This is a genomic window from Paenibacillus guangzhouensis (assembly GCF_009363075.1).
Lineage (GTDB): Bacteria > Bacillota > Bacilli > Paenibacillales > Paenibacillaceae > Paenibacillus_K > Paenibacillus_K guangzhouensis.
Window position 1 is genome coordinate 5027477 of sequence record NZ_CP045293.1, and the last position, 26440, is coordinate 5053916.

24 protein-coding genes, 1 tRNA gene and 1 pseudogene are annotated in these 26440 nt (G+C 49.5%); 6 read left to right on the top strand and 20 right to left on the bottom strand.

Features of this window, described 5'->3' with window-relative positions:
• Positions 1-121 precede the first annotated feature (121 nt).
• Positions 122-2245: a serine hydrolase domain-containing protein gene (locus GCU39_RS22605; RefSeq protein WP_193726585.1), complete on the top strand. Its 2124-nt coding sequence runs from the start codon at positions 122-124 to the stop codon at positions 2243-2245.
• 66 nt (positions 2246-2311) lie between these two features.
• On the opposite strand, the gene GCU39_RS22610 is transcribed toward GCU39_RS22605, so the two are convergent.
• From GCU39_RS22610 to GCU39_RS22640, 7 genes are all read right to left on the bottom strand, one after another.
• On the bottom strand, positions 2312-3226 hold the full coding sequence (locus GCU39_RS22610; protein WP_152395545.1) for a sensor histidine kinase: 915 nt from the start codon (positions 3224-3226) through the stop codon (positions 2312-2314).
• A gap of 20 nt (positions 3227-3246) precedes the next feature.
• The gene (locus GCU39_RS22615; protein ID WP_152395546.1) at positions 3247-4008 is read right to left on the bottom strand and encodes an ABC transporter permease; all 762 of its coding nucleotides are present in this window, start codon (positions 4006-4008) and stop codon (positions 3247-3249) included.
• On the bottom strand, positions 4001-4924 hold the full coding sequence (locus GCU39_RS22620; protein WP_152395547.1) for an ATP-binding cassette domain-containing protein: 924 nt from the start codon (positions 4922-4924) through the stop codon (positions 4001-4003). The genes GCU39_RS22615 and GCU39_RS22620 overlap by 8 nt, the downstream gene beginning before the upstream one ends.
• Before the next feature lie 83 nt (positions 4925-5007).
• Entirely contained in the window at positions 5008-5700 is a 693-nt protein-coding gene (locus GCU39_RS22625; protein ID WP_152395548.1) for a response regulator transcription factor, read from the bottom strand.
• A 324-nt stretch (positions 5701-6024) separates the two neighbouring features.
• Entirely contained in the window at positions 6025-7233 is a 1209-nt protein-coding gene (locus GCU39_RS22630) for a copper amine oxidase N-terminal domain-containing protein (protein WP_152395549.1), read from the bottom strand.
• Between the two features lie 80 nt (positions 7234-7313).
• Positions 7314-8192, bottom strand: a complete 879-nt coding sequence (locus tag GCU39_RS22635) for a copper amine oxidase N-terminal domain-containing protein (RefSeq protein WP_152395550.1) — start codon at positions 8190-8192, stop codon at positions 7314-7316.
• 164 nt (positions 8193-8356) lie between these two features.
• Positions 8357-8429 (bottom strand) — tRNA-Thr (locus GCU39_RS22640).
• Positions 8430-8619: 190 nt separating this feature from the next.
• On the opposite strand from GCU39_RS22640, the gene treP reads away from it, so the two are divergent.
• The 4 genes and pseudogenes from treP to GCU39_RS22660 all read left to right on the top strand — a co-directional run.
• A complete protein-coding gene (gene treP, locus GCU39_RS22645; protein ID WP_152395551.1) occupies positions 8620-10074 on the top strand; it encodes a PTS system trehalose-specific EIIBC component in 1455 nt (484 codons plus the stop codon).
• 15 nt (positions 10075-10089) lie between these two features.
• Positions 10090-11769, top strand: a complete 1680-nt coding sequence (treC, locus tag GCU39_RS22650; protein WP_152395552.1) for an alpha,alpha-phosphotrehalase — start codon at positions 10090-10092, stop codon at positions 11767-11769.
• Between the two features lie 124 nt (positions 11770-11893).
• Positions 11894-12601 (top strand): trehalose operon repressor, encoded by a 708-nt coding sequence (gene treR / locus GCU39_RS22655; RefSeq protein WP_152395553.1) that lies wholly within the window; start codon positions 11894-11896, stop codon positions 12599-12601.
• 260 nt (positions 12602-12861) lie between these two features.
• Positions 12862-13347, top strand: a pseudogene (locus GCU39_RS22660) (C40 family peptidase); the annotation flags it as partial.
• A 189-nt stretch (positions 13348-13536) separates the two neighbouring features.
• Here GCU39_RS22660 and GCU39_RS22665 read toward each other — a convergent pair.
• From GCU39_RS22665 to GCU39_RS22720, 12 genes are all read right to left on the bottom strand, one after another.
• Positions 13537-14943 (bottom strand): HAMP domain-containing sensor histidine kinase, encoded by a 1407-nt coding sequence (locus GCU39_RS22665; RefSeq protein ID WP_152395555.1) that lies wholly within the window; start codon positions 14941-14943, stop codon positions 13537-13539.
• 14 nt (positions 14944-14957) lie between these two features.
• A complete protein-coding gene (locus GCU39_RS22670; RefSeq protein ID WP_152395556.1) occupies positions 14958-15647 on the bottom strand; it encodes a response regulator transcription factor in 690 nt (229 codons plus the stop codon).
• A 226-nt stretch (positions 15648-15873) separates the two neighbouring features.
• Positions 15874-16965, bottom strand: a complete 1092-nt coding sequence (locus GCU39_RS22675) for a putative 2-aminoethylphosphonate ABC transporter substrate-binding protein (protein ID WP_152395557.1) — start codon at positions 16963-16965, stop codon at positions 15874-15876.
• Positions 16966-17079: 114 nt separating this feature from the next.
• Entirely contained in the window at positions 17080-17934 is an 855-nt protein-coding gene (locus GCU39_RS22680) for a PHP domain-containing protein (RefSeq protein WP_152397385.1), read from the bottom strand.
• The gene (gene phnM, locus GCU39_RS22685) at positions 17897-19132 is read right to left on the bottom strand and encodes a phosphonate metabolism protein PhnM (protein WP_193726586.1); all 1236 of its coding nucleotides are present in this window, start codon (positions 19130-19132) and stop codon (positions 17897-17899) included. Before phnM ends, GCU39_RS22680 begins: the two co-directional genes overlap by 38 nt.
• Before the next feature lie 7 nt (positions 19133-19139).
• Positions 19140-19850 (bottom strand): phosphonate C-P lyase system protein PhnL, encoded by a 711-nt coding sequence (locus GCU39_RS22690; protein WP_152395559.1) that lies wholly within the window; start codon positions 19848-19850, stop codon positions 19140-19142.
• Positions 19851-19862: 12 nt separating this feature from the next.
• Complete coding sequence (locus GCU39_RS22695; RefSeq protein WP_152395560.1) at positions 19863-20696, bottom strand: ATP-binding cassette domain-containing protein; 834 nt, start codon at positions 20694-20696, stop codon at positions 19863-19865.
• On the bottom strand, positions 20674-21558 hold the full coding sequence (locus GCU39_RS22700; RefSeq protein WP_152395561.1) for an alpha-D-ribose 1-methylphosphonate 5-phosphate C-P-lyase PhnJ: 885 nt from the start codon (positions 21556-21558) through the stop codon (positions 20674-20676). The genes GCU39_RS22695 and GCU39_RS22700 overlap by 23 nt, the downstream gene beginning before the upstream one ends.
• On the bottom strand, positions 21545-22735 hold the full coding sequence (locus GCU39_RS22705; RefSeq protein ID WP_152395562.1) for a carbon-phosphorus lyase complex subunit PhnI: 1191 nt from the start codon (positions 22733-22735) through the stop codon (positions 21545-21547). Before GCU39_RS22705 ends, GCU39_RS22700 begins: the two co-directional genes overlap by 14 nt.
• Entirely contained in the window at positions 22736-23356 is a 621-nt protein-coding gene (gene phnH, locus GCU39_RS22710) for a phosphonate C-P lyase system protein PhnH (protein WP_152395563.1), read from the bottom strand.
• The gene (gene phnG, locus GCU39_RS22715; protein ID WP_193726587.1) at positions 23353-23820 is read right to left on the bottom strand and encodes a phosphonate C-P lyase system protein PhnG; all 468 of its coding nucleotides are present in this window, start codon (positions 23818-23820) and stop codon (positions 23353-23355) included. The genes phnH and phnG overlap by 4 nt, the downstream gene beginning before the upstream one ends.
• A gap of 48 nt (positions 23821-23868) precedes the next feature.
• Positions 23869-24660 (bottom strand): DeoR/GlpR family DNA-binding transcription regulator, encoded by a 792-nt coding sequence (locus GCU39_RS22720; RefSeq protein WP_321575600.1) that lies wholly within the window; start codon positions 24658-24660, stop codon positions 23869-23871.
• A 239-nt stretch (positions 24661-24899) separates the two neighbouring features.
• Here GCU39_RS22720 and GCU39_RS22725 point away from each other — a divergent pair, with 239 nt between their 5' ends.
• The gene (locus GCU39_RS22725) at positions 24900-25673 is read left to right on the top strand and encodes a tryptophan-rich sensory protein (protein WP_152395566.1); all 774 of its coding nucleotides are present in this window, start codon (positions 24900-24902) and stop codon (positions 25671-25673) included.
• 576 nt (positions 25674-26249) lie between these two features.
• Here the strand turns inward: GCU39_RS22725 and GCU39_RS31625 are convergent.
• Positions 26250-26405: a hypothetical protein gene (locus GCU39_RS31625; RefSeq protein WP_193726588.1), complete on the bottom strand. Its 156-nt coding sequence runs from the start codon at positions 26403-26405 to the stop codon at positions 26250-26252.
• Positions 26406-26440 lie beyond the last annotated feature (35 nt).

Consider the following 26440-nt stretch of genomic DNA (forward strand, 5'->3'; position numbering starts at 1 on the left):
TTAGCCTGTTCATACTCCATTCATATTGTCGTCATTGGGAGTACATCTTCGTCGTATAAGCTATCTGTATTGGCTAGATTAATCTAGCCCGATAAACAGATAAGGACAGGAGAAGATGCGAATGGTAGCACAAGAAGATTTGAAAATGAGAGTGGGCAAGAAATTGGCTAAAAAAAGAACTTCAATCGCCGCGTTAACCCTGGTATTAACCATGTTAGCTCCAATGTCTGCAATGGCCGCAACAGCTACGAACAGCAGTGATCTTACTTTCGATGTAACGAAGAAAATCGCTGCTGAGAAAGCCAAGTTACTATCTGAAAAGTACGGCACGACAAGTCTACAATATGCGCTCATTGATGATGGTGAGATTGTGATATCCGGACAGGCTGGAAAAAACGATCTAATGGATAAAGTCCCTCTTACTTCAAATACGATCTATGGGATAGGTTCAACCAGCAAAATGATACTCACAACGGCTGTTATGAAGCTTGTAGATGATGGCAAGGTAGATTTGGATTTGCCCGTTGTGAAGTATATACCTGATTTTAAGATGAAAGACGACCGATACAAACAGATTACACCACGTATGCTGCTGAATCATTCCTCCGGTCTTCTCGGTACCTCGGGGAGAAATGCAACATTGTACGGGGATCATGATACTTTTTCACATGACACTTTTTTAGAGCAATTAGCGACGCAAAGTCTAAAGGCAGATCCAGGAGCGTTCTCGGTATATTGTAATGATGGGTTTACGTTAGCTGAGATTCTGGTCGAGCGCGTGAGTGGCATGGGATTCACTGCATTCATACACAAATATATTACTGAGCCACTGGACATGACGCACACCAAAACCCCGCAGGATCTACTGGATCCAGCGAAAATGGCCGGGATCTATTCGCCTCTGTATGATGGACAACTTCCAAAAGAAAACTATAACATCATTGCTTCAGGAGGCATTTACTCCACAGCGGAAGATCTCGCCAAATTATCACAAATCTTCACGGGACAGGTCGATGGCATTCTTTCTAGTAAGTCGGTAGAAGCGATGGCACAAGAAGAATATAAAAGAGGCATGTGGTCAGCGGATAGCGATACGTCTATCTCTTACGGATTAGGGTGGGATAGTGTGAACTTGTTCCCATTCAACGAATACGGCATCAAGGCCGTTACAAAAGGTGGAGATACCACATCGTATCATTCATCATTAGTTGTGCTCCCGGAATACAACATGGCTGCAGCCGTTACCTCATCAGGGGGTTCAAGCGCAACCGATCAATTCATTGCGAGTGAACTGTTGCTCAGCGCTCTTGAGGAAAAGGATATCATTCAAGAACGGAAGCCAGAAAAATCGTTTGGTGTCCCTGTAAAAGCAGATATACCGCAGGAAATAACCCAGTATGCAGGTGTTTATGGCGGTAATAATTCGGTAATGAAGGTAGAAATGAACACGACTGGACAAATGTTTGTATCCACGCTCACAGCTCCAAATAGCCCTGCTAAACCATACACCTATACGGCTGATGGGACTTTTGTAAACGATAAAGGTACTGAAAAGTTGAAATTCGTTGAGGAGAAGAATGGGCGCACCTATTTGTGGTCTCGCTCATACATATCCGTGCCAGGGCTCGGACAGTTGGCTCTCTCGGAATATAGTGCAGAGAAGCTTGAAATGAGTAAATTACCTCAGGATATTACCGCCGCATGGGAAAAGCGCGAAGGTAAAAAATATTACCTCTTGAGTGAGAAGTATACATCAACGATCTATCTCAATGCTTCAGCTATCATTCCTTTTCATAGCTTGAAAGAGGTTCCAGGGTATGTCTTGAATAATAAGATGATTGCAGCAGACAAAGCAATCAATGGGCTGCAAATCCCTGGTATGGATGGTCGTGACACGATGGAAATCAATTTCTTTACGAAGAACGGGATCGAATATTTAACAGCCGTAGGTAATGTATACGCGAGTGAGGAGCTTGTCAAACCGCTCTATTCCGGTAAAGATTCTTCGACTACGATCGACGCTGATGGCTATGCCAAATGGTATTCCGTGCCTGCGAGTGCCAAAGGAAAGGTCATGACGGTTAAAATGCCTTCAAATAGCGCCTTTGCTGTCTATAATCAAGCGGGTATTTGCATCAACCACACCGTAGTTAGCGGTAAGAATCAGGTCGTATTACCGGAGAACGGTAGCATTGTATTCGCAGGTGAAGCTGGCTCCAAATTTGAGATTTCATTGAATAAATAAAGACTGGTCACACGAAAATGGCGCGGAATCCGAAAACCTCGGAAACCGCGCCATTGCTGCGTCGTCTCATACTAAGGGATTATGATGTACATCCCATCGGCAAATCATCCGCAACTGCTCCCCTTCCAGCTCCGCGGTCAATGTTCCCCCCATCTTGTTCATCAGACTTTTGGCGATGGAGAGACCAAGGCCCGACGTTTGGGTGGAACGGGCGAGATCCGCCGTATAGAACCGGTCAAACAGGAGGCTGACGTCGCTCCCGGCCAGTCCCTTCGCCTCGTTGATAATCATCAACTCGACCGACCCCAGTTGCCGTTCAAAGCAGATTTCCACCTTCCCTTTGGCATATTTGACTGTATTGCTCAGCAAATTTTCTACCACTCTCCGCACAGCCGATTCATCAGCGTAGATGCTTACTTTCTCCTCCGCTAGCCGTATGGTCGGGGTTATGCCTCGTTCGTTGAACAAATCGTAAAAATCTACCAAAATTCCGGAAATCAGGTCGGTCATGTCAATCTTTTCGATCTTAAGGTAATCATCCGGCGATTCAATGACGGCTAACTCGAAAAAATCATTCAGCAACGCCTGCAGACGCTTCGCCCGATTTTTGACGATACCCACGTATTCGTGCTTTTCCTCCGTGGATAGGGTGTCCTCCTCCAGCAATTGAATATAGCCCAAAATAGAGGTCAGAGGCGTACGGATATCATGGGACATGTTCACGGCAGCTTGCCGAAACTCTTGCTGTATTCGTTTCTTCTGTGCTTCCGCTTCGGCGATTAACCGGGACTGGCGATTGATTTGTCCGGCAAGCTCTTCGAGCTTCTGATCAAATAAAGCCACATCGATTTTCTTTCCCGTATCTCCTTCGTTATAACTGTGCAATTGCTCCGTCATCCGTCCCAATTCCTGCCTCAGCATCACCAGACGGATCAGCAGGAGAGCTGCTGCCGCCGCTAAAATAATTGCAAGGACAAGCAACAAGCTCCCCCTCCCGTCCCCTATTTAATATCTTTCCTTCGGAATATCAAAATGCCCAGAATCGCCGATACGCCAATCGTCAATATCGGCACAATCAGAAGAGCCGGCCAATCTCCGTTTTCGATGGTAAGCCGGCCAATATCGCCGATTAATTTGAAAATGGAATATTTATAAAGCGTATTAACAAAATCCACCTTATAACCTACGTTCGCCAGTATCACATCGATCATCAAGAAAAAAATCATCGAAAAGCCGATCGTTTTGCCGCTATCCGTAAAAATTGCAGTTATAAGCGCCCCGATGGCCGCGTAGGCCGCCGTATACAATAGCGTCAGACCGAGCACCCGCAGCAGGAATATCGCTCCGCTCCCCTCCGGCAATTGACCAAAGCCCGACAGCAGCGTGACCTCCACCGTGCTGACGATGGGGAAAACAAGCGAAATTGCCATTGCTCCGATCGCGAATACGGTCAGCTTGGCTGCATACAACCGTCCTCTTGTATTGCCCGATGACGCAATCGTCTTCATAACGCCGGTTGCATACTCGTTGGAGATAAAGAAGCCGGCCAACACCGCAACGCCGAATTTAATCACGTAGGCATTGCTCGAGAGAAAAGAGAGCAGGAATTCGGCCCCCGTATACTGCGGCTCACCGCTTGAGCGGTGATCAAAATAATATAGCAAAGGATACGCAAGCGATAGGACGGAAAGTGCGATCAGCAGCGTCCAGAACGACCGGTTTTTGCGAAGCTTGAAAAATTCCACTCGGATCAGGTTATACATGAGCAGAACCCCCGATCCGCTTCGTAAAATAGCTTTCCAGGTCTTCGCCCATCGGCATAAACTTCTCGATCGCAAGACCTGCTGAGAATAACGCCGACGACAATTGGCTCGGCTTCTCCATCCGGCTGTACAGCTTGATGACTCCATCCTGCATCACTTCAAAATCGACCGTTCCTAGCTCGTTTTGTATAACCGCGGCCGCCTTAATTGGATCATTCACTTCTATATAGATGTACTGCTGGCATTTTTCGTTTAGTTCATCGGCAGTCAGTTGCTCCAGCAATTTTCCGCGATGGATGATACCGTAATGGCTGGCCATCAAATGCAGTTCGCTAAGAATGTGGCTGGAGATCATGATCGTAATGCCCAGTTCCCGGTTTAACGTCTTTAACAACTCGCGCATTTCGATGACGCCCATCGGGTCCAAGCCATTGGTCGGCTCATCCAGAATTAGAAATTCGGGATCGCCCAGCAGCGCAATCGCAAGCCCCAATCGCTGCTTCATGCCGAGTGAGAAGTTTTTTGCTTTTTTGTTGCCTGTTCCCTGCAGTCCAACCTGCTTCAGCATCCTAGGGACGCAATCCTTGCCGGGGATGCCGCGCAAAATCCGATTTGCCTCTAAATTCTCGCTGGCAGTCATATGGGGGAACAGCGCGGGGCTTTCGATGATCGAACCGATCCGCTTGCGAGCCTGGATCAATGCCTGTTCCCCGCTTGCGCCGAACAGCTCCATTGAACCCCCGGACGGAAATGCGAGCCCGGTTACAAGACGGATCAATGTCGATTTTCCAGCGCCGTTTTGCCCGATAAATCCGTAAATCGCGCCTTTGCGAATGGACAAATTGACTTTGTCGAGCGCTCGATGACCTTTGAATGTTTTGGACAGCTGATTTGTTTTTAACACGTATTCTTGCATCTTCGTCTTGGCCTCCTTTTTGTGATAGACCAAGTATAGAAATCAAACCATAAGAAGAGCTAAAGCCAAAACTTAAGAATGTATTAAGGCTTGAGGCGATAGCCCATGCCCCATACCGTCTCGATAAATTCGCTCCCCGGCGCCGCCTTGGCCAGCTTGCCCCGCAAATTACTCATATGCACGTTGATGATGTTATCGTCGCCATAGAAAGGCTCCCCCCATACCCGTTCATACAAGTTGGACTTCGTGAACACTTTCTTTGGGGCTGACATGAGCAGCAATAAGATTTCAAACTCCCGCGCCGTGAGATTTAGCTCTGCCCCGTCCACCGTCACTGTCTTGGCGTCCTGATCAAGCACAAGACCATTATGTTTCAGTACGTTAGGCAAAGCCGACTGTGCAATGCGGGCATATAAACGCAATTGAGAATCAATTCGTGCTGAAACCTCTTCGATATCAAAAGGTTTCGTAATGAAGTCGCTCGCTCCCCCGCGCAGGACAGACACCTTGGTCTTAGGCTCGCCCTTGGCCGAAATGATAATAATCGGCATATCATCACGCCCCTCGAGCTGCTGTAGCAGTTCCTCCCCCGTCATTCCCGGCAGCATCAGATCAAGAAGCAGCATGCTCCATTGACGCTGTTGCAGATAGAGAAGCGCCTCCGTTCCTGAGAAGGCGGGCTGTGGGATGTACCCGCTTTTTTTAATAATGCTGCACAGCAGCCGGCTGATATCACTGTCGTCTTCGGCGACGAGAATATGGATCGGGTTGTTCATAGATTCTCCTTTTGTTGTTTACGCAGATTCACACCCTGATTCTACCATATTTGGGACGACGTATCGACCGCGATAGATTCCCACTAGTCCATCAATCAGTCACATCTGTGCAATCAATTTCAGCCGCTTAGAGCAGTCCGCCTGCAGATACAAAAAACGCGCCCTCCGATAACCTCGGAAGCCGCGCAGTATCCTTTTTCCCCTCACCGTTAAAAACAACTGGCTGGCTGATCAACGATAACCGTTCATGTAAGCCCCTATAGCTTTGCGTCTTCGGCCTCCGCCCGGACCAATCCCTATGATGGAGCAGGATCATCGCGAAGTTTAATTCGCGCTTTTCCGATGATAGGTCAACAGATGATGCTTCCCGTCAAACGGGCTGTAATGCGTGAAATAGATCAGATCCCCATCCGTTGATTCGCTGTGATATCGCAAATCATCTCCACGATATGGTACATCATTATTGTGCGCGTAATCCAGCTCTTGGCCGGTGAGCAGCTTGTCGCACAGCACGACAACGGAATGATCATTCAGATCAATCAACGTCAGCAGTCCTGTCTTGTTCGGCCGAACAAGCAAGTAATCATCGCCGATCCCTTCTATCGTGTATATATCATCTTGTCCAGCAAGCTTCGGCAGATCATATTCTTGGACAAGCTGACCTTGATCATTATATACGCTCAAAATCTTGCCATCGGTCATCAACAAATGTTCAATCCACTTTTCCGCTTTCGAGTCAAGTGTTTGATAATTTCTTACGTTACCATCATAACGCTGGAAATAGCTCGCTTTCTTCTGCGTTACAATTTTTTTGTTAACTAGAAGTACGCTGTACACATCATAGTTCACATGCGGCTCGCCGAAATTATCCACGACGGTAATGATCCGGGCCCCCGAATTGACGCTCATCGTGTCAATGGATACGTTCCCTTGAAGAGGATGATCTAGTTCGATCTTACCGATAGGAACCGGTGGTTGTTCATAAGGATACGCGTAATAGAGATCCCCCGTCTTGTGATTCAACCAACATGTACTGCCTGTTTCATATTTCACAAAATCATTGGATTTCGTAATGTTTACCGTACTCTTTGATGGGCTCCATTCCACGCCAGCTCCAATAGCTTCCGAGAAGAAACGAAGCGGAACGTACATCCTTCCATCTACCAACCGCAGCTGAGCCGTCAATTGTACCGCCTTCCCGTTGACCGTCGCCTGCGTCGAGCCGTAATTCAACTTCACGAACTGATTTGGATACGTCATGGTTATGACTTTAGTCGTTGAGTTCCAGAACACGATTGTACCGAGCAATTCCCCTGTATCCCGTAACGGCATATAGAGCACTCCATTCTCGAGGAAAGGAGCCGATTTCGGTTGAAATTGGACATCGTTCAATACAACCTTAATACCGCTTGGGACTTGCTTATTCGCTTGCGTCGCCCCCGCCGCCGAAGCCGCTACCGGTACCGATAAGGCCATAGCTGCGATTAGAGCCGCCGTTAGAATTCGAGAAGATATTTTTCTTTTATGTTCCATTAGATAAGACCTCCAATTGATCAGGGATATACATTTACCCCTTGAAAACACGCCTTAATATATGAAAAATGATCTAAGCGCTAGGGTCTCGCATTCGTGCGCTTCTCGCCTTCAATCGGAACAACTCTTCCGTCGACCTCTTCAGATAAAAGCCTGCCAAGCTCTTTATTGTTCCCTTGAGCATCGGTCTTGCCGTAGTAATACACACCACCCATAAAATAATTCGAGAAATAGACCGAGCTTCCAAACGTCGGCTTCACGCCCCATTCACGCTTAGCTACCTCATCATACTGCCATTTCTTGATCGCTAGTCCTTCTTCATTGACCTCGTAGTACCCATAGTCGTAACCTGCATTATCGAAAATATATCGCTGGGCCTCTCCTTCGGGGAACGTGAAACCATAATGATGATACCCTTCACCCGATTCTAACATCGGCGCATCCCCCGAGATCTTTGGCAGTTTTAAGGCAATCTCGCGTGCTTCCGTCAGATCACCGTGCATCAGCGTCTCGTATTCTTGCTGAGCCGTAGGCGTTCGTACGATGACACGATTGTCTTGCGCGTTATACTTCACATAAGCGCCAAGCGTCTCGCTGATGAACCGAAGCGGCACATAAGTCAATCCGCCCTTGTTCACAACTGCTGCATCAATCGGAACGGATTTGTCGTTCACGGTTGCCTTCTTTTCGCCTTCCCGCAATTTGACCGTAATCTTGTTATCTTTCGTATGAAACATCACAACACGCGTCTTCGGATCATAAGCAAAAACAATCCACGCCGGATCCGTCAGCGCCCGCAATTTGATCATGGCATTTCCCTTGACCATCATCGCGTCGTATTGAAGCTCCCCGTTCACGAAGACAGAAGGCGCTGCGGCGTAAGCAGGTGAGCCCGAGAAGAGGACACTGCCTAGCAGAGCAGAACCAACCGTGAGTTTGAGCCATTTATTCCATCGCATTCGATTCCATCTCCTAACTAAATTTGGAAACCATCACTTATGCTGACGCGGTGGATAGCAGAAAAGTTGCGTGCTTATACTGGATCATAGGAGATGGCCTTTTCAAGCAAATGGCGCGGAGTCCGAAAACCTCGGAAACCGCGCCATTGCTGCGTTTATAGATATGCTGATGAGAGGACTCGAACCACCGACCTACACATTACGAGTGCGTTGCTCTACCACCTGAGCTACATCAGCATGGATGCTGCATGAAGCAGCAACGATAAGGTTATTTTATCAAAAAAAGCACGAAACGTAAACGCCCTCCAATAGATCCGGAATAAACTCGTATATATAAGTGTTGACATACTCGTATATACGAGTTATATTATTAGCTGTAAGCGCTAACACATCATGATTACAACATTGGATTGAAGGAGGCAGCCCCATGAGCAAGAATTATCGGGATACTGCATTACAAATACTTGAACAGATCGGCGGCAAAGACAATATCGACCAAGCTGCCCATTGCGTCACACGACTGCGAATCGCATTGAAAGACGACAACAAGGTGAATACGGACAAGCTTCTCACAGTTCCACTCGTCAAAGGCGCGTTCCATAACGCCGGCGTCTTCCAGATCATCATTGGACCTGTAGACGTTGAACGCGTCTATGCCGAGCTCATCGACCTAACGAAGATGGAGAAGGCTACCGTGGCCGATGTCAAAACCTCTGGCGGCAAGAAGCTAAATCCGCTTCAGAAGCTTGTTAAGATTTTCTCCGACGTCTTCATGCCGATTCTTCCTGCCATCATTACGGCCGGTCTATTGATGGGTCTGAACAATCTCATCGGCGCGAAAGACTTATTCTACGAAGGCAAGAACTTACTTGAAGTCTACCCGAACCTCGAAGGTCTATGGGGACTTATCAATATGATGGCGAACACATCCTTCGTCTTCCTGCCAGCCCTCGTCGGCTGGTCCGCTACGAAGCGATTCGGCGGCAGCGAAATTCTCGGTATGGTGCTTGGGCTAATGCTTGTCCATCCCGATTTGCTCAATGCCTGGAATTATGGACAAGCTGCTTCCGGACTGAACGGTCAGACGCTTCCTTATTTCGATATTCTAGGTCTATTCTCCATTGAAAAGGTCGGTTATCAAGGTCAAATCTTGCCGATTCTCGTCGCAGCTTATGTCTTAAGTAAAGTCGAATTATGGCTTCGCAAAAGAGTGCACAGCTCCATTCAATTGCTCGTCGTTCCGATTACATCGATCGTTGTGACCGGCGTTCTCGCACTGGGTATTATCGGTCCTGTCACACGTCACGTTGGGAACTTCATCACGGACGGCATCGTTATGATCTTCGACGTTGCACCTGCGCTTGGCGCAATCATCTTCGGCGCATTGTACGCTCCGCTCGTCATTACAGGCATGCACCATATGTTCATCGCCATTGACTTGCAACTCATCGCTCAGACGGGCGGCACTTTTATCTGGCCAATGATCGCACTGTCCAACATTGCACAAGGCAGCGCCGCACTCGCAATGTTCTGGATCGCGAAGAACAAGACAGAGAAGAGCATGGCATCCACTTCGGCGTTATCAGCTTACTTCGGGATTACAGAGCCGGCGATGTTCGGTGTGAACTTACGCAACAAATTCCCGTTCTATGCCGCAATTATCGGCTCGGGTATCGCAGCCATCTTTATCACACTAAGCGGCGTTCTCGCAGCAGGCGTTGGTGTCGGCGGTCTGCCAGGCTTCATCTCTATCATTCCGAAATATATCCCAACATTCATGATTGGGATGGTGATTGCGATCGTCGTTCCACTTGGCTTAACGTACCTCTTCTCCAAATCATCGAAGCTGAACAACCGCGATGGCGAATCAGGTACTGAATAAGAGAGGTGAGACATCATGAATAACAGCACAGCGAACTGGAGAAAATCAGTTATCTATCAGATCTATCCCAAAAGCTTCCGTAGCGCGCAGCAGCGCGCTACGGGAGATATTCAAGGCGTAACCGAGAAGCTCGACTATCTGGCGTTTCTCGGCGTCGACTATATCTGGCTAACCCCGGTGTATACGTCGCCTCAGCGCGATAATGGCTATGACGTAGCCAATTATTACACGATTGACGAGAGCTACGGCACGATGGCGGATTTCGATCAACTCATCGCAGAAGCGCGCTCTCGCGGCATTGGAATTATGATGGACATCGTCGTCAATCATTCCTCCACCGATCATGCGTGGTTCCAAGAAGCGAAGCAGGACCGGAACAGCCGCTACCGGGACTATTATATTTGGCGCGATCAACCGAACAACTGGGCGTCGAAGTTTGGCGGATCCGCCTGGGCTTATGACGAAACAACAGAGCAATATTACTTGCATTTATTCGACACCACCCAAGCCGACTTGAATTGGGAGAATGAACAAATGCGTAGAGACGTCTATGACATAATGCGTTTTTGGGCAGATAAGGGCGTATCCGGCTTCCGGCTCGACGTCATTAATCTGATCTCGAAAAATCAAGATTTCCCTGATGACCCGACCGGCGACGGCCGCAAGCATTACACGGATGGGCCTCGCGTGCATGAATATTTGCAGGAAATGAACAGCGAAGTTTTCGCTGGACGTGATGTGATTACAGTTGGCGAAATGTCCTCTACCTCAATCGACAATTGTGTCTTATATTCGAATCCGGAGCGACATGAGCTGTCGATGACGTTTAGCTTCCACCATTTGAAGGTGGACTATCCGAACGGCGATAAATGGACGAAGGCTCCCTTCGACTTCGCGATGCTGAAGCAGATCATGTCGGATTGGCAGACCGGGATGCATGATGGCAACGGATGGAATGCGCTGTTCTGGTGCAACCATGATCAACCGCGTATCGTCTCACGGTTCGGTGATGAAGGCATCTATCGTGAGAAATCAGCCAAAATGCTCGCCACCGCACTCCACATGCTGCAAGGTACTCCTTATATTTATCAAGGGGAAGAAATCGGAATGACGAACCCGAACTTCACGTCGATTGATTGTTACCGTGACGTTGAGACATTGAACATCTATGGCATCAAACGTCGAGCAGGACAGTCTGACGAGGATATTATGGACGCCATTCGTCAAAAGTCGCGTGATAATTCCCGGACGCCGATGCAGTGGGACAACAGTACCAACGCAGGTTTCTCAGAGGTTGAGCCGTGGATCGATGTCGCTTCTAATTATCCTGAAATTAATGTGGAACGCGCACGTCAGGATCCGAATTCCGTGCTGTATCACTACAAGGAACTCATCCAATTACGAAAAACCGTCGATGCCGTAACTGAGGGAGCCTATCGCATCGTGTGTGGCGATCATCCGCAGGTATGGGCCTATACCCGGACAACAGAAGATGAGACGCTGCTTGTCGTGAACAATTTCTACGGAGAACCGACTTCGATTGATTGGCAGAGTGAGCCTGTTTTATTGGAGCAGCTGCGTTCAGGATCAGCAGAAATCCTGCTAACGAATGATAAAGATGTGACGAGTCTAGACGGAACGACGCTCCGGCTCCGTCCTTACGAATCGATCGTCTATCGTATGCGAACCGAATAACGAACAAGAACCACCTCATGTGAACACATCCTGTTCGTGATGGCGGTTCTTTCGACATCCTACGTTTCGACACGTATTTTATGGTACGATAAGGGGATAGATGGAGAAGTAAACGGGGGCACGAATCATGACGAAATATGAGATGATCATGGAAGCGATCGTACAGAAGATCGAGTCGGGCAAATGGAAAGAAGGCTATAAAATCCCCTCCGAGACGGAATTGATGGAGGAGTACGACGCAAGCCGCGGCACCGTGCGCAAGGCGGTCGATTTATTGCAGGAACGGGGTTTCGTACAGAAGATCCATGGCAAGGGCGTATTCGTCCTGCGGAAGAAAAATATTGAGTTTCGCTTTGGCGGCATTGTGAGCTTCCAAGAGGAGAACACAAGGCTCAATCGCAAGTTCCAGACAAATGTGGTCGAGATGGATACTTTCGCGGCAGATAAGGACGCTGCGAAGCTGCTCAGCGTGAAGACCAAGACGAAAATCACGCGGATCAAGCGGGTCCGTCAGCTGGAGGGAGAGAATGTTATCCTCGACGTGAACCATTTCGTTACCGAGCTGATCCCGGGCCTGACGACCGAAATCGCGGAATCGTCGATCTATGCGTATATCGAGAAGACGCTTGACCTGCATATTAGCTATGCCCAGCGGGTGATCGAAGTCCAGCCCTGCTCCGGGGATGACCGGAAGTACCTTGATTTGAACGGAACCGACTATGTTGTTGTGGTCAAGAACTTCACGCACCTCTATGACGGCAGACAATTCGAGTATACCGAATCAAGGCACCGTCTGGACAAATTCTATTTCTCCGATGTGGCTCGGAGATAATGGAAGCTCACGCAGAATAAATGAATCCCACCTACGCTTAGGTCCCTAAGCTGGTGGGATTTTTTGTACATTTCTTATGATACCTGTCAATGAACACAACATGAGAATATTCTCATCGACTTCTCATACTTCTTCGCAAATGCAGGTGTGCCATTAGTTTCTGTAACTTAAGGTAAATCGTGGTATTTTTTGATGTGTTATGGTGATAGCAGGTGATCAAGACAACTCACCATCAGTTCACATCAAGGGGGAAATTGACCATGATTCGTACACCAAAATTCGGAAAAATGATTCTAGGCACAAGTCTTAGTCTCTCCTTATTATTCACGGGAGGCATGCTTATTCCGCCTCATACAGCACACGCAGCAACTGCATCTGTATCCGTATCCACATCGATCGCAGACAATATCATTGCAACCGGCAAACAATTCATGGGGGTGCCATATAAATTCGGTTCGAAGTCCGGTGTAACCAGTACATTCGACTGCTCATCGTTCACACAGTACGTCTTTAAGCAGAACGGCATTTCCCTTCCGCGTGATTCGAGACAACAATCTCGTGTAGGAACTTATGTGTCGCGGGATCAGCTGAAGCCGGGAGATCTTGTCTTCTTCTATTCGCCGATCCATCATGTCGCAATCTATATCGGGAATGGGCAGCTCATGCACACCTATGGCAAGCCTGGCGTGACGATCACTAGCCTGAGCTCATGGGAGTCTCGGATCAACACCATCCGCCGCGTTCTGCCTGACAATGGACAAGCCGTGACACCAGCAATCGATCAAGGGAACAATACGCAGCCGACAAGCGACCAACCTTCAACCCCATCCCGGCCGCATCATACGAAGCATCGCTACACCAAACATCGGGGATAGCGGTGCCATCAGCCGCTATACGAGAGGAAGTCGGCAACGGCTTCCTCTTCCCCTGTGCCCTTAGGCCTGTTCTTCCCCCTGAACGACATAGACAGGCAATGTGACCTGAAACGTACTTCCTACCCCGAGCGTGCTGCTCACAGTGATCTCGCCCCCATGATTCTGCACCAGCTCTTTAGCAATGGACAACCCAAGCCCTGTGCCGCCTGTTTCTCTAGACCGCGCTTTATCCACCCGATAGAATCGATCGAATATTTTATCCAGATCATCCTTCGGAATGCCGATTCCTGAATCCGCTACGGTGAATAACACCTCTCCATTCCTTTCCCCAACCCGAATAGTAATAGATCCTCCGTCAGGTGTATAGCGTATTGCATTCTCAAAAAGAATGATCGCTATCTGCCGAAGCTGTTCCTCATCTCCTAGGACATATACATAGGGATCTACATGCTCTTCCAGAGATTTATGCGTTACTCCGCGCCATAAAGGCTGAATAGCATCTGTAACAGTGTTGCCTAAATTCACTTTGTCCTGTTTCATGATCATATTGCCTGTTCGCGCTAATGTTAACAATTGATTGGTCAGACGCTGCATGCGTCTGCTCTCTTGATCGAGCGCTTGAATCGATTGCTCTAATACACTTGGATCCTGCTTGCCCCATCGCTGAATCAGTTGTACATGACCTTGAAAAGCCGTCAGCGGTGTCCGCAGCTCATGCGAAGCATTCGAGACAAAGCTTTTCTCCCGTTCAATCTGGTCCTCGAGTCGATCTAATAGATAGTTGATTGTCTGCGCCAGATCAGACAGCTCCTTTGGGGTACACGGCACGGGAATACGCAGCTTCATATCCGTACTATCGCTCATGCCTCGCATCGCATCCATAATGGCGAATAAAGGGCGCATATTCCTTCGTGTAAGATGATAAATGAGCAAAGATCCGATGATCATGCTGAAGATCCCCGTGATGCTTAGAACCTTAATCATAACCCCGATCATATGCGCAATATTGTTCAGCTGCACCTGAATACGAATGGTCATCTTATGCCCATTACTATGATGGAAGTACTCATCGTACAAAAATAAGCCCTGTGTCGCATTCCACTGGAAGGGTCCCAGCCACGTTAATTCCACCTTGTCTGGATCATTCGCATTGGGAGACACCCCCCAACCCCTAGAATGCGCTACCGCTATCCCTTTGGAATTTCGGATCTCCACGTTATAATTCGCATGGTCAGGATAGAGGATCTCATCCAACATCTCCTGCCAGTCTTCGATCGTCTCCTCAAGGCCATCCGTAATTTTCTGCTCCACCGCTTTCAGTTCATGCTTCGTATCCTGTATTAGAAAATAACTGACAGCCCCAATAATACAAACCCCAATAAACAGGATGATTGCTAAAAGACTAAGCACATACCATGCAGTAAATCGGAACATCAATGTGTTGATTGCTTCTCTCATTTGCTTCATTGTCTGTTCAACCCTTAGCTAGGACGTATGACATATCCGACACCACGAATGGTATGTATTAATTTGGGCTTGTGCTTACGATCGACTTTATTGCGAAGGTAGCGAATATAGACATCCACAACATTGGTCTCGCCTGCGAAATCATACCCCCATACCGCTGATAACAATCGATCCCGGCTGATGACCTCGCCCTGGTGCTGCATCAAGTAATGAAGCAGATCGAACTCTCGCTGGGTGAGCTCGATTCGTTCCGCAGCCCGCATCACCTGCCGTTTTCGAATATCGACTACTAAATCCTCCACTTGCAGGACATCCATAGGCGTAAAGTGCCTCTCTCGATTATTACGCCGTAATATCGTTCGGATCCTCGCGAGCAGCTCCTCGATTTCAAACGGCTTGGTGATGTAGTCATCGGCTCCCGTATCTAAACCAGCAATTTTATCACCAATATAATCCCGTGCAGTTAATAGGATGATGGGAACTTCGCTTGTCCTGCGAATTCGGCGGCAGACCTCCAGCCCATCCAGCTTCGGAAGCATCCAATCCAGAAGGATCAGACTCCAATCCGATTGATGAAATAGAGATAGCGCCTGCTCTCCGTCTACAGCTACTGTCACCTCATACCCCTCATGCCGAAGCTCCAACTGGATAAACTGTGCGACATTCGGTTCGTCTTCTACGAGTAATATCTTCGCTGGCGACATCGTCTCACCTCGCTTGACTAGTTACCTGTAGTCTATCCTGAGCTTCTATATTCATGCAGGAGGCGATAGCATACGACGCCGGAGGTTTCCGGCGATAACGAATGAGCGAATAGTAGATTATCACACCAACGCAACAAGCCTAGTACACAGAGGTACTAGGCTTGTTTTGAGCGTATACATATGTGAAGAGCCCCCCTGCAGGGGAGCTCTCACGGATACGACTATATTAGCTCTTCGGTTCGGATTTGCTCGCGTAACGCTTATCCCACTCGGCAAGAACACCATCACGATCTACAGCCGCTTTGATCAGGTCGTTCTTGATCAATTGCTTCAATGGGTCTTGTGCATACCCTTCAGGGATAGATGCTCCCTCTTGTTTGACACTTAGAATCGCATAATTCTTGTTGTACTCTTTCATTGGCGCATCGCTGATCGCCCAGTCCAAGAAGGCTTGTGCTTCTGGCTTGATGTTGTCCTTCTTCACAAGTGCATTGGCTTCAACGTCCCAACCAGAACCTTCGGAAGGGAATACCACTTCAACTGGAGCACCTTTTTGCTTCTCTTGAATACCGCGGTATCCAAAGGACAATCCGATAACAGCTTCACCTGTACCTGCCATTTTAGCTGGTTTCGAACCGGAGTGTACGTACATCAACATATTGTCATTCAATTTGTCCATGTATTTCCAAGCTTCATCGGCACCCATCAATTGCAAGAACGCATTAACCGTCAAATACCCTGTACCGGAGGAAGATGGATTTGGCATCACGATAAGACCTTTATATTCTGGCTTGATCAAGTCTGCATACGACTTTGGAACAGGCAGTTTACGCTTCTCTAGCTCCGCTGTATTCGCAATGATTGCCGTCTCCCATGCATCGATCCCTACCCATTTCGTCGGGTTTGCTGTATCTTTGAACTCTGGCGATACGCGCTCCACACCTTTTGGCGAATAGCCTTCGAGCATTCCCTTCTGATCCAATACGAGTAAGCTCGTTGCAGCTAGACCCCAGATCACGTCAGCTTGCGGGTTATCTTTCTCAGCGACCAATTTCGACGTAATAACTCCCGTTGAGTCGCGTACGATGTTCAATTTCACATTCGGATACTGCTCCTTGTACGATGCCAGGTAAGCTTGAATTTGATCGTCTTCCATTGCTGTGTACACAGTCAATTCGCCGGATTCTGTCGCTTTGGATTCTGCTGGTTTGTCACTCTCTGCAGCCACTTCAGTCGTCGAACCGCCACCTTGTGCACATCCTGCCAATAATCCGATACAGAGCATGAGCGTCATTGCCCATTTGAATGAGTTTTTCATCGCTTCGATATCCCCTTTTCTATTTTTCCAACTGGAATGTCATTGTTCATTACTTGCTTACAAGATCAATATAAAGGGTGAGGATCAAGACAAGATCAACTTAATTTTAAGGTTTTATAAATATTCGCCGGCATAGGCCGCAAGACGTTTCACACTCGCCATGCCTGGGCTCTTGCTGCCGAGGGTGTACAGATCGGTCTCCCCGTAGAAGCCGTGAAAATCACTGCCCCCCGTCGGAATCAATCCATAGCGCTCCGCAATCTCCATCGCCTTCTTCTCCTCGGCCTCACGATGCGTCGGGTGTCGAACTTCAATACCAACAAGCCCTGCATCGATGAGCGTGGGAAGCATGTCCCAGCTGTCATATTGATGCGGATGCGCTAACACCGGCACGCCGCCAGCCTCACGAATCGCGTGCACCGCATCGCGAGCGTCGAGATAAGTCAGCGGAATATACGCAGCACCTGGTGCCGTTCCATTCCCACCGCGTGCGAACAAGGTACGGTACAGCTCGCCATAAATCGTTGTTGTATAGCCTTGATCTATAAGTGCATGCATAATATGTTGTTTGTAGACCCCTGTACCGCCTTCGGCATATCGCTCAACCTGCTCCCACGAAATCCCGTAGCCCGCTTCGTTCAACTGCTCCACCATCTGACGGGATGCAGCCTGCCGTCTTGCAATCAACGGATCGCACAATGCGGATATTGCTGCATGTCCCGGCTTCACATGGAAGCCGAGAATGTGCACACGACGGCTGCGTTCGAAGTCATACCCAGAAATTTCGATCCCCGGTATAATCTGCACCCCAAGTTCCTGCCCAATGTGCTGTGCGCGCTCAAGACCAAGCGTCGTATCATGATCATTGATAGACAACACCTCTACCCCGTTCTTCTGTGCAAGCCCGATCACTTCCTCGATCGTCATCGAGTTATCCGAGATTTTCGTATGACAATGCAAATCGATCATCTGCTGCAGCCTCCCATGCATAATTCGCTTCATGAACCAAGGTGCCGCCCACCCAAGTCTTGCGGACAACCGGATATCCGCCGGCCTCCTCAACGAGCAACAAATCTGCCGTATGGCCGACTGCAATCGAACCATAGGAAGCTTCGATGCCAAGCGACTGCGCTGGGTGGTAGGTCACCATCTTCACAGCCTCGGCCAAATTGCCGATCGTCTCAGCAATCTTGAATACCGATGGAAGCAGCGCTGCCGGGAAATAATCGGAGCACAGAATATGCGCTACGCCCGCTTCGACCGCATCCATCGCCCGCATATTGTTGTTATGCGACCCGCCGCGCACGATATTCGGCGCCCCGATGCTGACGTACATCCCTTGTTCGGCCGCATATTTCGCAGCATCCAGCTTCACTGGGAACTCACTGATCACAGCGCCAAGACGATGCATGTAATCCACCTTTGCAGTCGTATCATCATCATGCGAGGCCATCTGCACCCCTTGCGATATCGCATAATCCGCGAGACGCTGAAGCACGTCCCAATCGACGTTCTGCTTGAACTCAACCAATTGGTTGAGGAGAGCTTCCGCCTCTTCTTCCGTGATCTGCTCATACGCAGCAAGATATTGGCGATAAGATTCCCAGTTCCCGTATTGGCCTTGCCCTGGGGTATGATCCATCAATGACAAGAAATCGATCTGATTCTCGCTAATAAGATCATGAACCTGCTGAATGCCCGCCACATTCGTAATCTCGTACCGATAATGAATCCGATGCCGGATCATCGAGGAGGCCTGGCGTTTGCGCCCGACATAACGAATTATTCGTGCGACCATCTCATCATTGCGCACCGTTGTGCCGTCGGAGGAACAGATCGAATGAAACAGGGTCGTGATCCCGTAACCCGCCATCTTCTTCTCAAGGCTCGCCATCGCCAGCTCTAGCGGAAAAATACTGCTAGGACGCGGTGAAATCTCCTTCTCAATCGAATCGCAATGCAGCTCGATCATGCCTGGCATCACATACATGCCCCCAGCATCCACGACCACGCAAGACTCCCCCGATACAGTAGCTGAAAGCCCTGACGCTTCCTGCACTTCTGCTCGAATCACTTCCTTAATCAAGCCGTCTTGGATAACAAGGTGTCCCTTCACGATTTCATCTGGCAGAATCATCTGCGCATTCGTTATGATTGTTGTCAACATTACACTCCTACACCCCCGACGAGCAGAACAGTCCGCCCACCATATTGAATTCCTTATCCACGACCGATTCCATGAAATCGAGGTCATGAAAAATACCAATCATGCTCGTGCCAAGGCTCTTCAGCTCCATAATCTTATCGCGCACAAAAGCCTTCGAGGCCTGATCGAGCGATGCCGTTGGTTCATCAAGCAAAAGGAACCGAGGGCGTTTCACCATCGCCCGAGCGAGATTCAGACGCAGCTTCTCTCCACCGCTGAACGTGTTCGGATAAGCATGCCAGAGCGGCTCTCTGAGCTGGAAATGGCGCAGCATCTCTGCTGCTTCGTCTACCGCTTCCTGCTGCGACTTCCCGTTCATCACGAGCACCTCGATCACTGCTTCAAAGGCCGTAACCCGCGGCAGCAGCTTCAAAAACTGCGAGACATATCCGATTTCCTGATGTCTAATGTCGAGCACCTCACGCTCTGTCGCCTTCGCCAGATCCACCCGCCCGTACGACAATGAGTTATACCAAATTTCCCCCGCCGTCGGAATGTAAGTGCGATAGATGCATTTCAGGATCGTCGATTTCCCCGCTCCGCTCTTCCCTGTAATGCCAATAAACTCACCGGAATGGAGCGTCATGTTGATATCGCTGCAGCCGGCGATTTGCTTCTGATCGAACTCGTGCAGTGTAAAAGATTTATATAAATTGCGAATTTCGAGCAAGTTATCCATCGAGAACGCCTCCTAGATCATGGAGTTAATTAATGTCTGGGTATATGGGTGCTGCGGATCTTCCATGATCTGATCCGTCAGTCCCTTCTCAACAATACGTCCGTTCTTCATCACGACAGTACGCTGTGTCAGCATCCGAATGACTGCAAAATCATGCGAGACGACGATCATACTGATGCCAAGTTCCCGCTGTATCTGCCGGATCAAATCGAGCACCCGCGCCTGCACGGACACATCCAGCCCTGTCGTCACTTCATCGAGCAGCAAAAGAGGTGGATTGTTCGCCAGCGCCTTGGAGATCTGAACTCGCTGCTGCATTCCGCCACTGAAATATTTAGGCTGATCATCCATCCGTTCAATCGGGATTTGCGTCTGACCGAGCAAGTCCTTCGCCCGTTCTCGGATCTCACTAACATTGCGCCATTCGGCCATCAGCAGCTTTTCTGCAATATTGCCGCCGCTCGAATGGGATAATCGTAGACCTAAATGCGGATTCTGATACACCATCCCCATCAGGTGATTGCGCACCCAGCGCTTCTGCTGACGACTCAACTCGAACAGATTGTCTTCTCCATTCTCGTAGACTTGCAATTGAAAATCGCCTGTCGTCGGCTCCTCGTCGAAATATAAAGTTTTGACCAGCGTACTCTTGCCAGAGCCGCTCTCTCCGATAATCCCCAGTACTTCGCCAGGATACAGCTCCAGATGAATATCTGCGCAAGCAATGACGGTCCCGCAGTTCGGACAGACGTTCCGCCCATGCTCCGGACCTGTAAGCGACATGCAGGAAGAACATCCCGCACCGTATTGTTTACTTAAATTATTAATTCGCAGGATTGGTCCCATCCCAGATCCCCCCGATCTCCACAGATTCGCCTGCTGCTCGCCGCTGCCGTTTCTCACAATAACTCGTATCGGAGCATGCATATTGCTTCGCCCCTGTCTCCGCATCGTATGACTCTTCCAAGTACGTATGCGTACTGCCGCATTTGACACATGGCTGATCGAACTGCTCCACCTCAAACGGAATATCCTCGAATTGCAGCGGTGTCACATCGGTATACGGTGGAATGGCGTAAATCCGTTTTTCCCGCCCTGCACCAAATAGAAATAAGTTATCCGCTTGATGCAGCTTCGGTACATCGAACCGCGGAATCGGCGACGGATCGCACAGATAATGGCCGTTCACCATCACCGGATAATCATACGAAATACGAATCTCGCCGTATTTCACGATATCCTCGTACAAATGAAGCCACATCCGGCTATAATCCCGTTCCGCATGCATACGACGCGTCTCCTGCTCACTCGGCTCGACCGTCCGCAGCACCTCGGGGAGCGGAACTTGGAAGATCAAAATCTGGTCCTCACGTAGCTTCTCTTCCGGGATCCGGTGCCGAGTCTGAATAAGGCTGGCTTCCAGCGAATCCGTCGTCGGCGCAACGTCGCACATCTGGCAGATCAATTCCCGCAAATTACATGCATTGACACTATCGTCGCTGCCTTGGTCGATGACTTTGATCGTATCTTCAGGTCCAATAACGGATAACGTTACCTGCAAGCCGCCGGTCCCCCAGCCGCGCGCAATCGGCATCTCACGAGAACCGAATGGCACTTGATATCCTGGAATCGCAACGGCCTTCAAGGTCTTCCGTCTCAGCTCCCGCTTCGTCTGTTCATCCAGAAAAGCGTAATTATAAGCTTCCATGCGTCGTCGCCTCCTTCTCCTGTTCGCCGTCCTCTTCTGCTCTGCGATCGCCGCTATCATTAATGGAACGAACGCGTTGAAGCTCAGCTTGGAAATCAACATAGTGCGGTAGTTTGAAATGGGAGATAAAGCCCGACGATTCAATGCCGTCGATATGATACAGTACGAACTCCTCATCCTGCGCCGGGGAATCTGCGTTCTGCTGCTGCATCGTCTGATCCAGAATGGACATGGAAATCGCCTTATCTTCGTTATGTCCGAAACAAAGGCCATATCCCACGGCAAATTGCGCACGGCCTGCCGCTTCTCGGTGATTCTCTGCATGGACGCGCACGACCATCTCCGATTCCGTGACTAGTACGCGACCAATGGTCATCTTCTCGCCCGGATAGAACGGATGCTCAATCTCCACCGGTACATACCCAACGCGTAATTCGCCAATCGTCGGATGAACATCGCCATAGCCGCGAACGCTGGAGTAAGCGAAGGCCATTAGCGCCCCGCTCTCACCGCGCGCCATCGTCTGTAATCGCGCAGAACGCGATGCCGGGAAGCTGATCGCATGACGTGTTATGTCATCGACGATATCATCCTCTCCTTGCAGTTCCCCCGTTGCCAACAGCTCTTCCGCTCGCAGCAGTTCAATGACACGCGGGAATACCGGTATTTCGCCTTCGCTAGCTCTCGTCCCCGTTAGCTCTTGCTGCAATGCCTCCGACAAATTCTCGGACAAATACTCTGTCACATACTTCATGATCTCCGATGGATCTTCTTCCATTCGGCTCAAATCCAGTAGCCTTTTGGTATAATCACGGGTTGGTCCAAGATACTGACCTCCCGGCACTTCCTTGAATGTCGCCGAAATTCTGCGAATCACTTCCATATTCTCGGTCTGAATCGGCAGCGTATAGAAATTACGCACCAACGTCGAGCGGAAGGCGCGCAGGAGGAACGATGCTTCCAGTACATCCCCTTCTGCCTGTTTGAGCGCAAGTGCCGCGAGGTCGGGATCGTACAAGGAACCTTCAGACATCACCCGATCAACCGCGAGCCGCATTCCTGTGCGGATCTGCTGCACCTCGAGCGGCGCTCCGCCTTCCTTCCATGGAATATACTTCAGCAGTTTCTCTGCTTCGTGAATCGCATGGCTTCCACCTTTGACTGCGACATAAGCCATCTACGCCACCTCCCAGCTGAATTTGGTGCTACGCGGCACGCAAGCCACGCATCCCGACTCATCAACGAAGATCCAATCGACGCCGAGTGGGAACTCCTCATTACTGGCCCGCCATCCGGATAGCAAGTTTCCTGTGAGCCCATCGATCAAGAGTTCCTGTTCCTTCGCAATGCCAGGGCCGCGCATCGTAAGCTTCACGCTTCCTTTGCGGCCTTCTGAACCTGCGCCTAGCTGACGTACACAGCAGATGATGGTTGCACTCTCATCTGGAAAAGTGAACGTCCCTCGCTTGCAGGAAGCAATGTCTACTCCAGCCTGCGCCCCAGCATCCGTTGTGGCGAGAAATACATAATCACACGTCTCTATAGGCTGTCTGCGCGACAACGTGTAGAGCTGCAGCTGCTCAGCCAGCGACATATCGCCGATGACCTCATACGACACGGATTGGTCGAGCAGCATCATGCCGAGCATAAGCACATAAGCATCTGCCGCATCGCGACGTATGAAGGATGGCGCATCCAGCTGCACAATTTTGCCTGGTCTCGACATCGCATCCAGCACCTGACGATAGACTTGCTGCACCGCATGCACTCGCTCTGCGTTCTTCACACCCGCACTCATGCTTCGTCCTCCTCTTCCGTATCCATCAATTGAAAATCAACCTTCGTTCGCTGGGTCAAGGCGAAATCCGCTTGACGGCGCTCCCGTTGTTCCTTCTCCTGCTTCGCAATCCAAATGCGGAATTGCTCTCGGAAATCATTCCATTTCAACTCCATATTGTGATGCACTGCATCGAGCAGCGCGACAATCCGCGCTTTCTCTAGCGCGTTCCCCATGACGATGCCATAACCGACAACCCCATCAACCGTTAACGTCGCTTCGGAGACGAAGATCTCTCCTGCATTGAACACGTGACGCTGAACCGATTCTTGGGCACGCATCATCACCATGCCAAGCGACGGTTCATTCACATCCTCCACACGCCCCAGTTGAGCAATATGCCCACCCCATGGCCGCAGCGCTTCGACATCCAGCTCAGCAATGACCGCGGTATAACCGCCCATTCGCGTATGCTTATCCAACATTCTGATCGCTCCCCTCATCCTTCTCGTGTCATTTATCGATCATGCTACCTATTTCGCCTGAATCCAGCTCGTATCGTATGACTCAAGCGTCTTCGCCCACGCCTCCGGTAATTCGATATCACAGATGATCATATCCACCTCGCGAATATCGGCGATTTTGTACATTTTCACTTCTCCGATTTTGGATCGATCCGTTACGATAACGGTCTGTTCCGACCGCTCAATGAACTTCCGTGTCAAGGAGCCGCGCTCCGCTTCATACCCGGTAATCCCCATCTTCAGCTGAATACCGTCAATCGAGATGAATGCTTTGTCAGCATGGAAAAAATCCAGCATTCGCTCCGCTAGCACACCCGTCACGCGATCCTGTTCGGAGTTCACGACTCCACCGAGGAAGATGATCTCGGCGTCCAACATCCCGCGATTCTTATACTGCTGAAGCAGCTGCACGGCAGGCAGCGAATTCGTAATCACCTTAAGCTGCTTCACATTGGTCAAATAATGGATCATTTGCAGCGTCGTCGTACCATCATCGATAAATATCACGTCATAATCTTGCACAAGTCCGGCACAGGCACGGCCGATCTTATCTTTCTCAGGGGCGAATAAATGCTCCCGCTGGGCAACACCCGGCTCCATCCGACCTAAGGTCAGCTTCACCGCCCCGCCATAAACCCGCTTAAGTTTATTCTCCTTCTCGAGCTCTTCCAGGGTCCGGCGGATCGTCTCAAAGGAGACCTGTAGCGTATCCACCAGCTCATCGCTGCGAATCTTGCCTTCAAGATGAATTTTGTTCACGATATATTCCTTGCGTTCTAATGCACTTAATGACACAACCATCCCTCCAATTCACAACCATAATGTAAGGGATTCATGTCAAATGGACATCAAATGCACATGAAGATTATGTAAAGATGTGTTTTTCATGTGGGTTGGTGTGTGATTGAGAGTTCGCATATTGTGAGAGGACAAGACGTAGAATGGAATGAGGAAACTTCTATTGATGCATTTCTAGCAATGAGCGGCTGGGGATATTAGTAAGACAAGCAGAATTAACGCCTAATAAGGGAGGACATGTGATGGGCAATACATTCGTATTCGCTGTGGGAAATGCTATCGCGTTCGTGCTTGTACTCGTCATGAATGGTCTGGCAGAATGGCTGCCGATAGGGGGACATACCACAGGTGAAATCTCGGCGATGAACCCCTCCCGCCTAACTCCTGCTTCCTATGCATTTCTCATCTGGGGAATGATCTATGCTGCACTGCTCGTATTCATTATCTATCAACTGCTGCCTGCTGGACGGGCCCGACCGGAAATTCAGCAGATCGGCGGATGGTTCATCGTTAGCTGTGCGATGAATATTGTCTGGCTGCTGCTGTGGCATTATCAATATATCGAATCCACCCTGTTCATCATGCTCGCACTGCTCATCGCCTTGATCGCCATCTATTCGCGTACCCGCATACCAGGACCGCCCGTTCGGGACGCGGCCTATTGGCTGCTCGGCGTGCCGTTTAGCCTCTACCTCGGCTGGGTGGTGGTTGCAACGCTCACAAATCTCTCTGTCTTCCTCACGCACGCATACGGTCAGGGAGAAATTGCAGGCTTGTCTCAAGTTACGTTGTCCGTATGGCTGCTGATCCTTACGGGATTCATTGCGCTATGGGCCGCAACGCGCCAACATGATCCGTTCTTCCTGCTCCCGATCGTCTGGGGACTGATTGCGATCGGTGTCGGGCAGACGGAGACAGCAGCCATTGTCTACACCAGCTGGATTGCCGCCATCTGGCTTGGCATCGCTGCGCTGCGTATGGCATGGCGATCTTTCCGCTGGCAATGCGTCACGTGATGGGATCACGCTACAGCGGGCCATTTAACTGCTTTTTATCAGTTATTTCGAGCCAAAACGCTCCACAGTGCGCAATTAACTGCTTTTTGTCAGTTATTTCAGCCAGAAACGCGTTACAGTGCACCAATTAACTGCCTTTTGTCAGTTATTTCGAGCCAAAACGCCTCATAACGTGCCATTTAACTGCCTTTTGTCAGTTATTTCAGCCAAAAACGCGCCACAGCGCGCAATTAACTGCTTTTTGTCAGTTATTTCAGCCAAAACGCTCCACAGCGCGCAATTAACTGCCTTTTGTCAGTTATTTCAGCCAAAAACGCGCCACAGTGCAACAATTAACTGCTTTTTATCAGTTATTTCAGCCAAAAACGCGCCACAGTGCAACAATTAACTGCTTTTTATCAGTTATTTCAGCCAAAACGCTCCACAGCGCGCAATTAACTGCCTTTTGTCAGTTATTTCAGCCAAAAATGCGCCACAGTGCACCATTTAACTGCTTTTTATCAGTTATTTCAGCCAGAAACGCGCCACAGTGCACCATTTAACTGCTTTTTATCAGTTATTTCGAGCCAAAACGCCTCATAGCGTGCCATTTAACTGCCTTTTGTCAGTTATTTCAGCCAAAAACGCGCCACAGCGCGCAATTAACTGTCTTTTATCAGTTATTTCAACCAGAAACGCGCCACAGCAAGCATATAACTGCCTTTTATCAGCTACTCCACGCAATCCGATCATTAACGCGCCCCCTACTCAGACAGAGAATCTCGCAC

What these genes read in the sequence shown, in the direction of transcription:
- GCU39_RS22605 (WP_193726585.1), top strand. Translation starts at nt 122, where the DNA reads ATGGTAGCACAAGAAGATTTGAAAATGAGAGTGGGCAAGAAATTGGCT.
- GCU39_RS22615 (WP_152395546.1), bottom strand. Translation starts at nt 4,008, where the DNA reads ATGTATAACCTGATCCGAGTGGAATTTTTCAAGCTTCGCAAAAACCGG.
- GCU39_RS22620 (WP_152395547.1), bottom strand. Translation starts at nt 4,924, where the DNA reads ATGCAAGAATACGTGTTAAAAACAAATCAGCTGTCCAAAACATTCAAA.
- GCU39_RS22625 (WP_152395548.1), bottom strand. Translation starts at nt 5,700, where the DNA reads ATGAACAACCCGATCCATATTCTCGTCGCCGAAGACGACAGTGATATC.
- GCU39_RS22630 (WP_152395549.1), bottom strand. Translation starts at nt 7,233, where the DNA reads ATGGAACATAAAAGAAAAATATCTTCTCGAATTCTAACGGCGGCTCTA.
- GCU39_RS22635 (WP_152395550.1), bottom strand. Translation starts at nt 8,192, where the DNA reads ATGCGATGGAATAAATGGCTCAAACTCACGGTTGGTTCTGCTCTGCTA.
- treP (WP_152395551.1), top strand. Translation starts at nt 8,620, where the DNA reads ATGAGCAAGAATTATCGGGATACTGCATTACAAATACTTGAACAGATC.
- treC (WP_152395552.1), top strand. Translation starts at nt 10,090, where the DNA reads ATGAATAACAGCACAGCGAACTGGAGAAAATCAGTTATCTATCAGATC.
- GCU39_RS22665 (WP_152395555.1), bottom strand. Translation starts at nt 14,943, where the DNA reads ATGAAGCAAATGAGAGAAGCAATCAACACATTGATGTTCCGATTTACT.
- GCU39_RS22670 (WP_152395556.1), bottom strand. Translation starts at nt 15,647, where the DNA reads ATGTCGCCAGCGAAGATATTACTCGTAGAAGACGAACCGAATGTCGCA.
- GCU39_RS22675 (WP_152395557.1), bottom strand. Translation starts at nt 16,965, where the DNA reads ATGAAAAACTCATTCAAATGGGCAATGACGCTCATGCTCTGTATCGGA.
- GCU39_RS22680 (WP_152397385.1), bottom strand. Translation starts at nt 17,934, where the DNA reads ATGATCGATTTGCATTGTCATACGAAAATCTCGGATAACTCGATGACG.
- phnM (WP_193726586.1), bottom strand. Translation starts at nt 19,132, where the DNA reads ATGTTGACAACAATCATAACGAATGCGCAGATGATTCTGCCAGATGAA.
- GCU39_RS22690 (WP_152395559.1), bottom strand. Translation starts at nt 19,850, where the DNA reads ATGGATAACTTGCTCGAAATTCGCAATTTATATAAATCTTTTACACTG.
- GCU39_RS22695 (WP_152395560.1), bottom strand. Translation starts at nt 20,696, where the DNA reads ATGGGACCAATCCTGCGAATTAATAATTTAAGTAAACAATACGGTGCG.
- GCU39_RS22700 (WP_152395561.1), bottom strand. Translation starts at nt 21,558, where the DNA reads ATGGAAGCTTATAATTACGCTTTTCTGGATGAACAGACGAAGCGGGAG.
- GCU39_RS22705 (WP_152395562.1), bottom strand. Translation starts at nt 22,735, where the DNA reads ATGGCTTATGTCGCAGTCAAAGGTGGAAGCCATGCGATTCACGAAGCA.
- phnH (WP_152395563.1), bottom strand. Translation starts at nt 23,356, where the DNA reads ATGAGTGCGGGTGTGAAGAACGCAGAGCGAGTGCATGCGGTGCAGCAA.
- phnG (WP_193726587.1), bottom strand. Translation starts at nt 23,820, where the DNA reads ATGTTGGATAAGCATACGCGAATGGGCGGTTATACCGCGGTCATTGCT.
- GCU39_RS22720 (WP_321575600.1), bottom strand. Translation starts at nt 24,660, where the DNA reads ATGGTTGTGTCATTAAGTGCATTAGAACGCAAGGAATATATCGTGAAC.
- GCU39_RS22725 (WP_152395566.1), top strand. Translation starts at nt 24,900, where the DNA reads ATGGGCAATACATTCGTATTCGCTGTGGGAAATGCTATCGCGTTCGTG.
- GCU39_RS31625 (WP_193726588.1), bottom strand. Translation starts at nt 26,405, where the DNA reads ATGATCGGATTGCGTGGAGTAGCTGATAAAAGGCAGTTATATGCTTGC.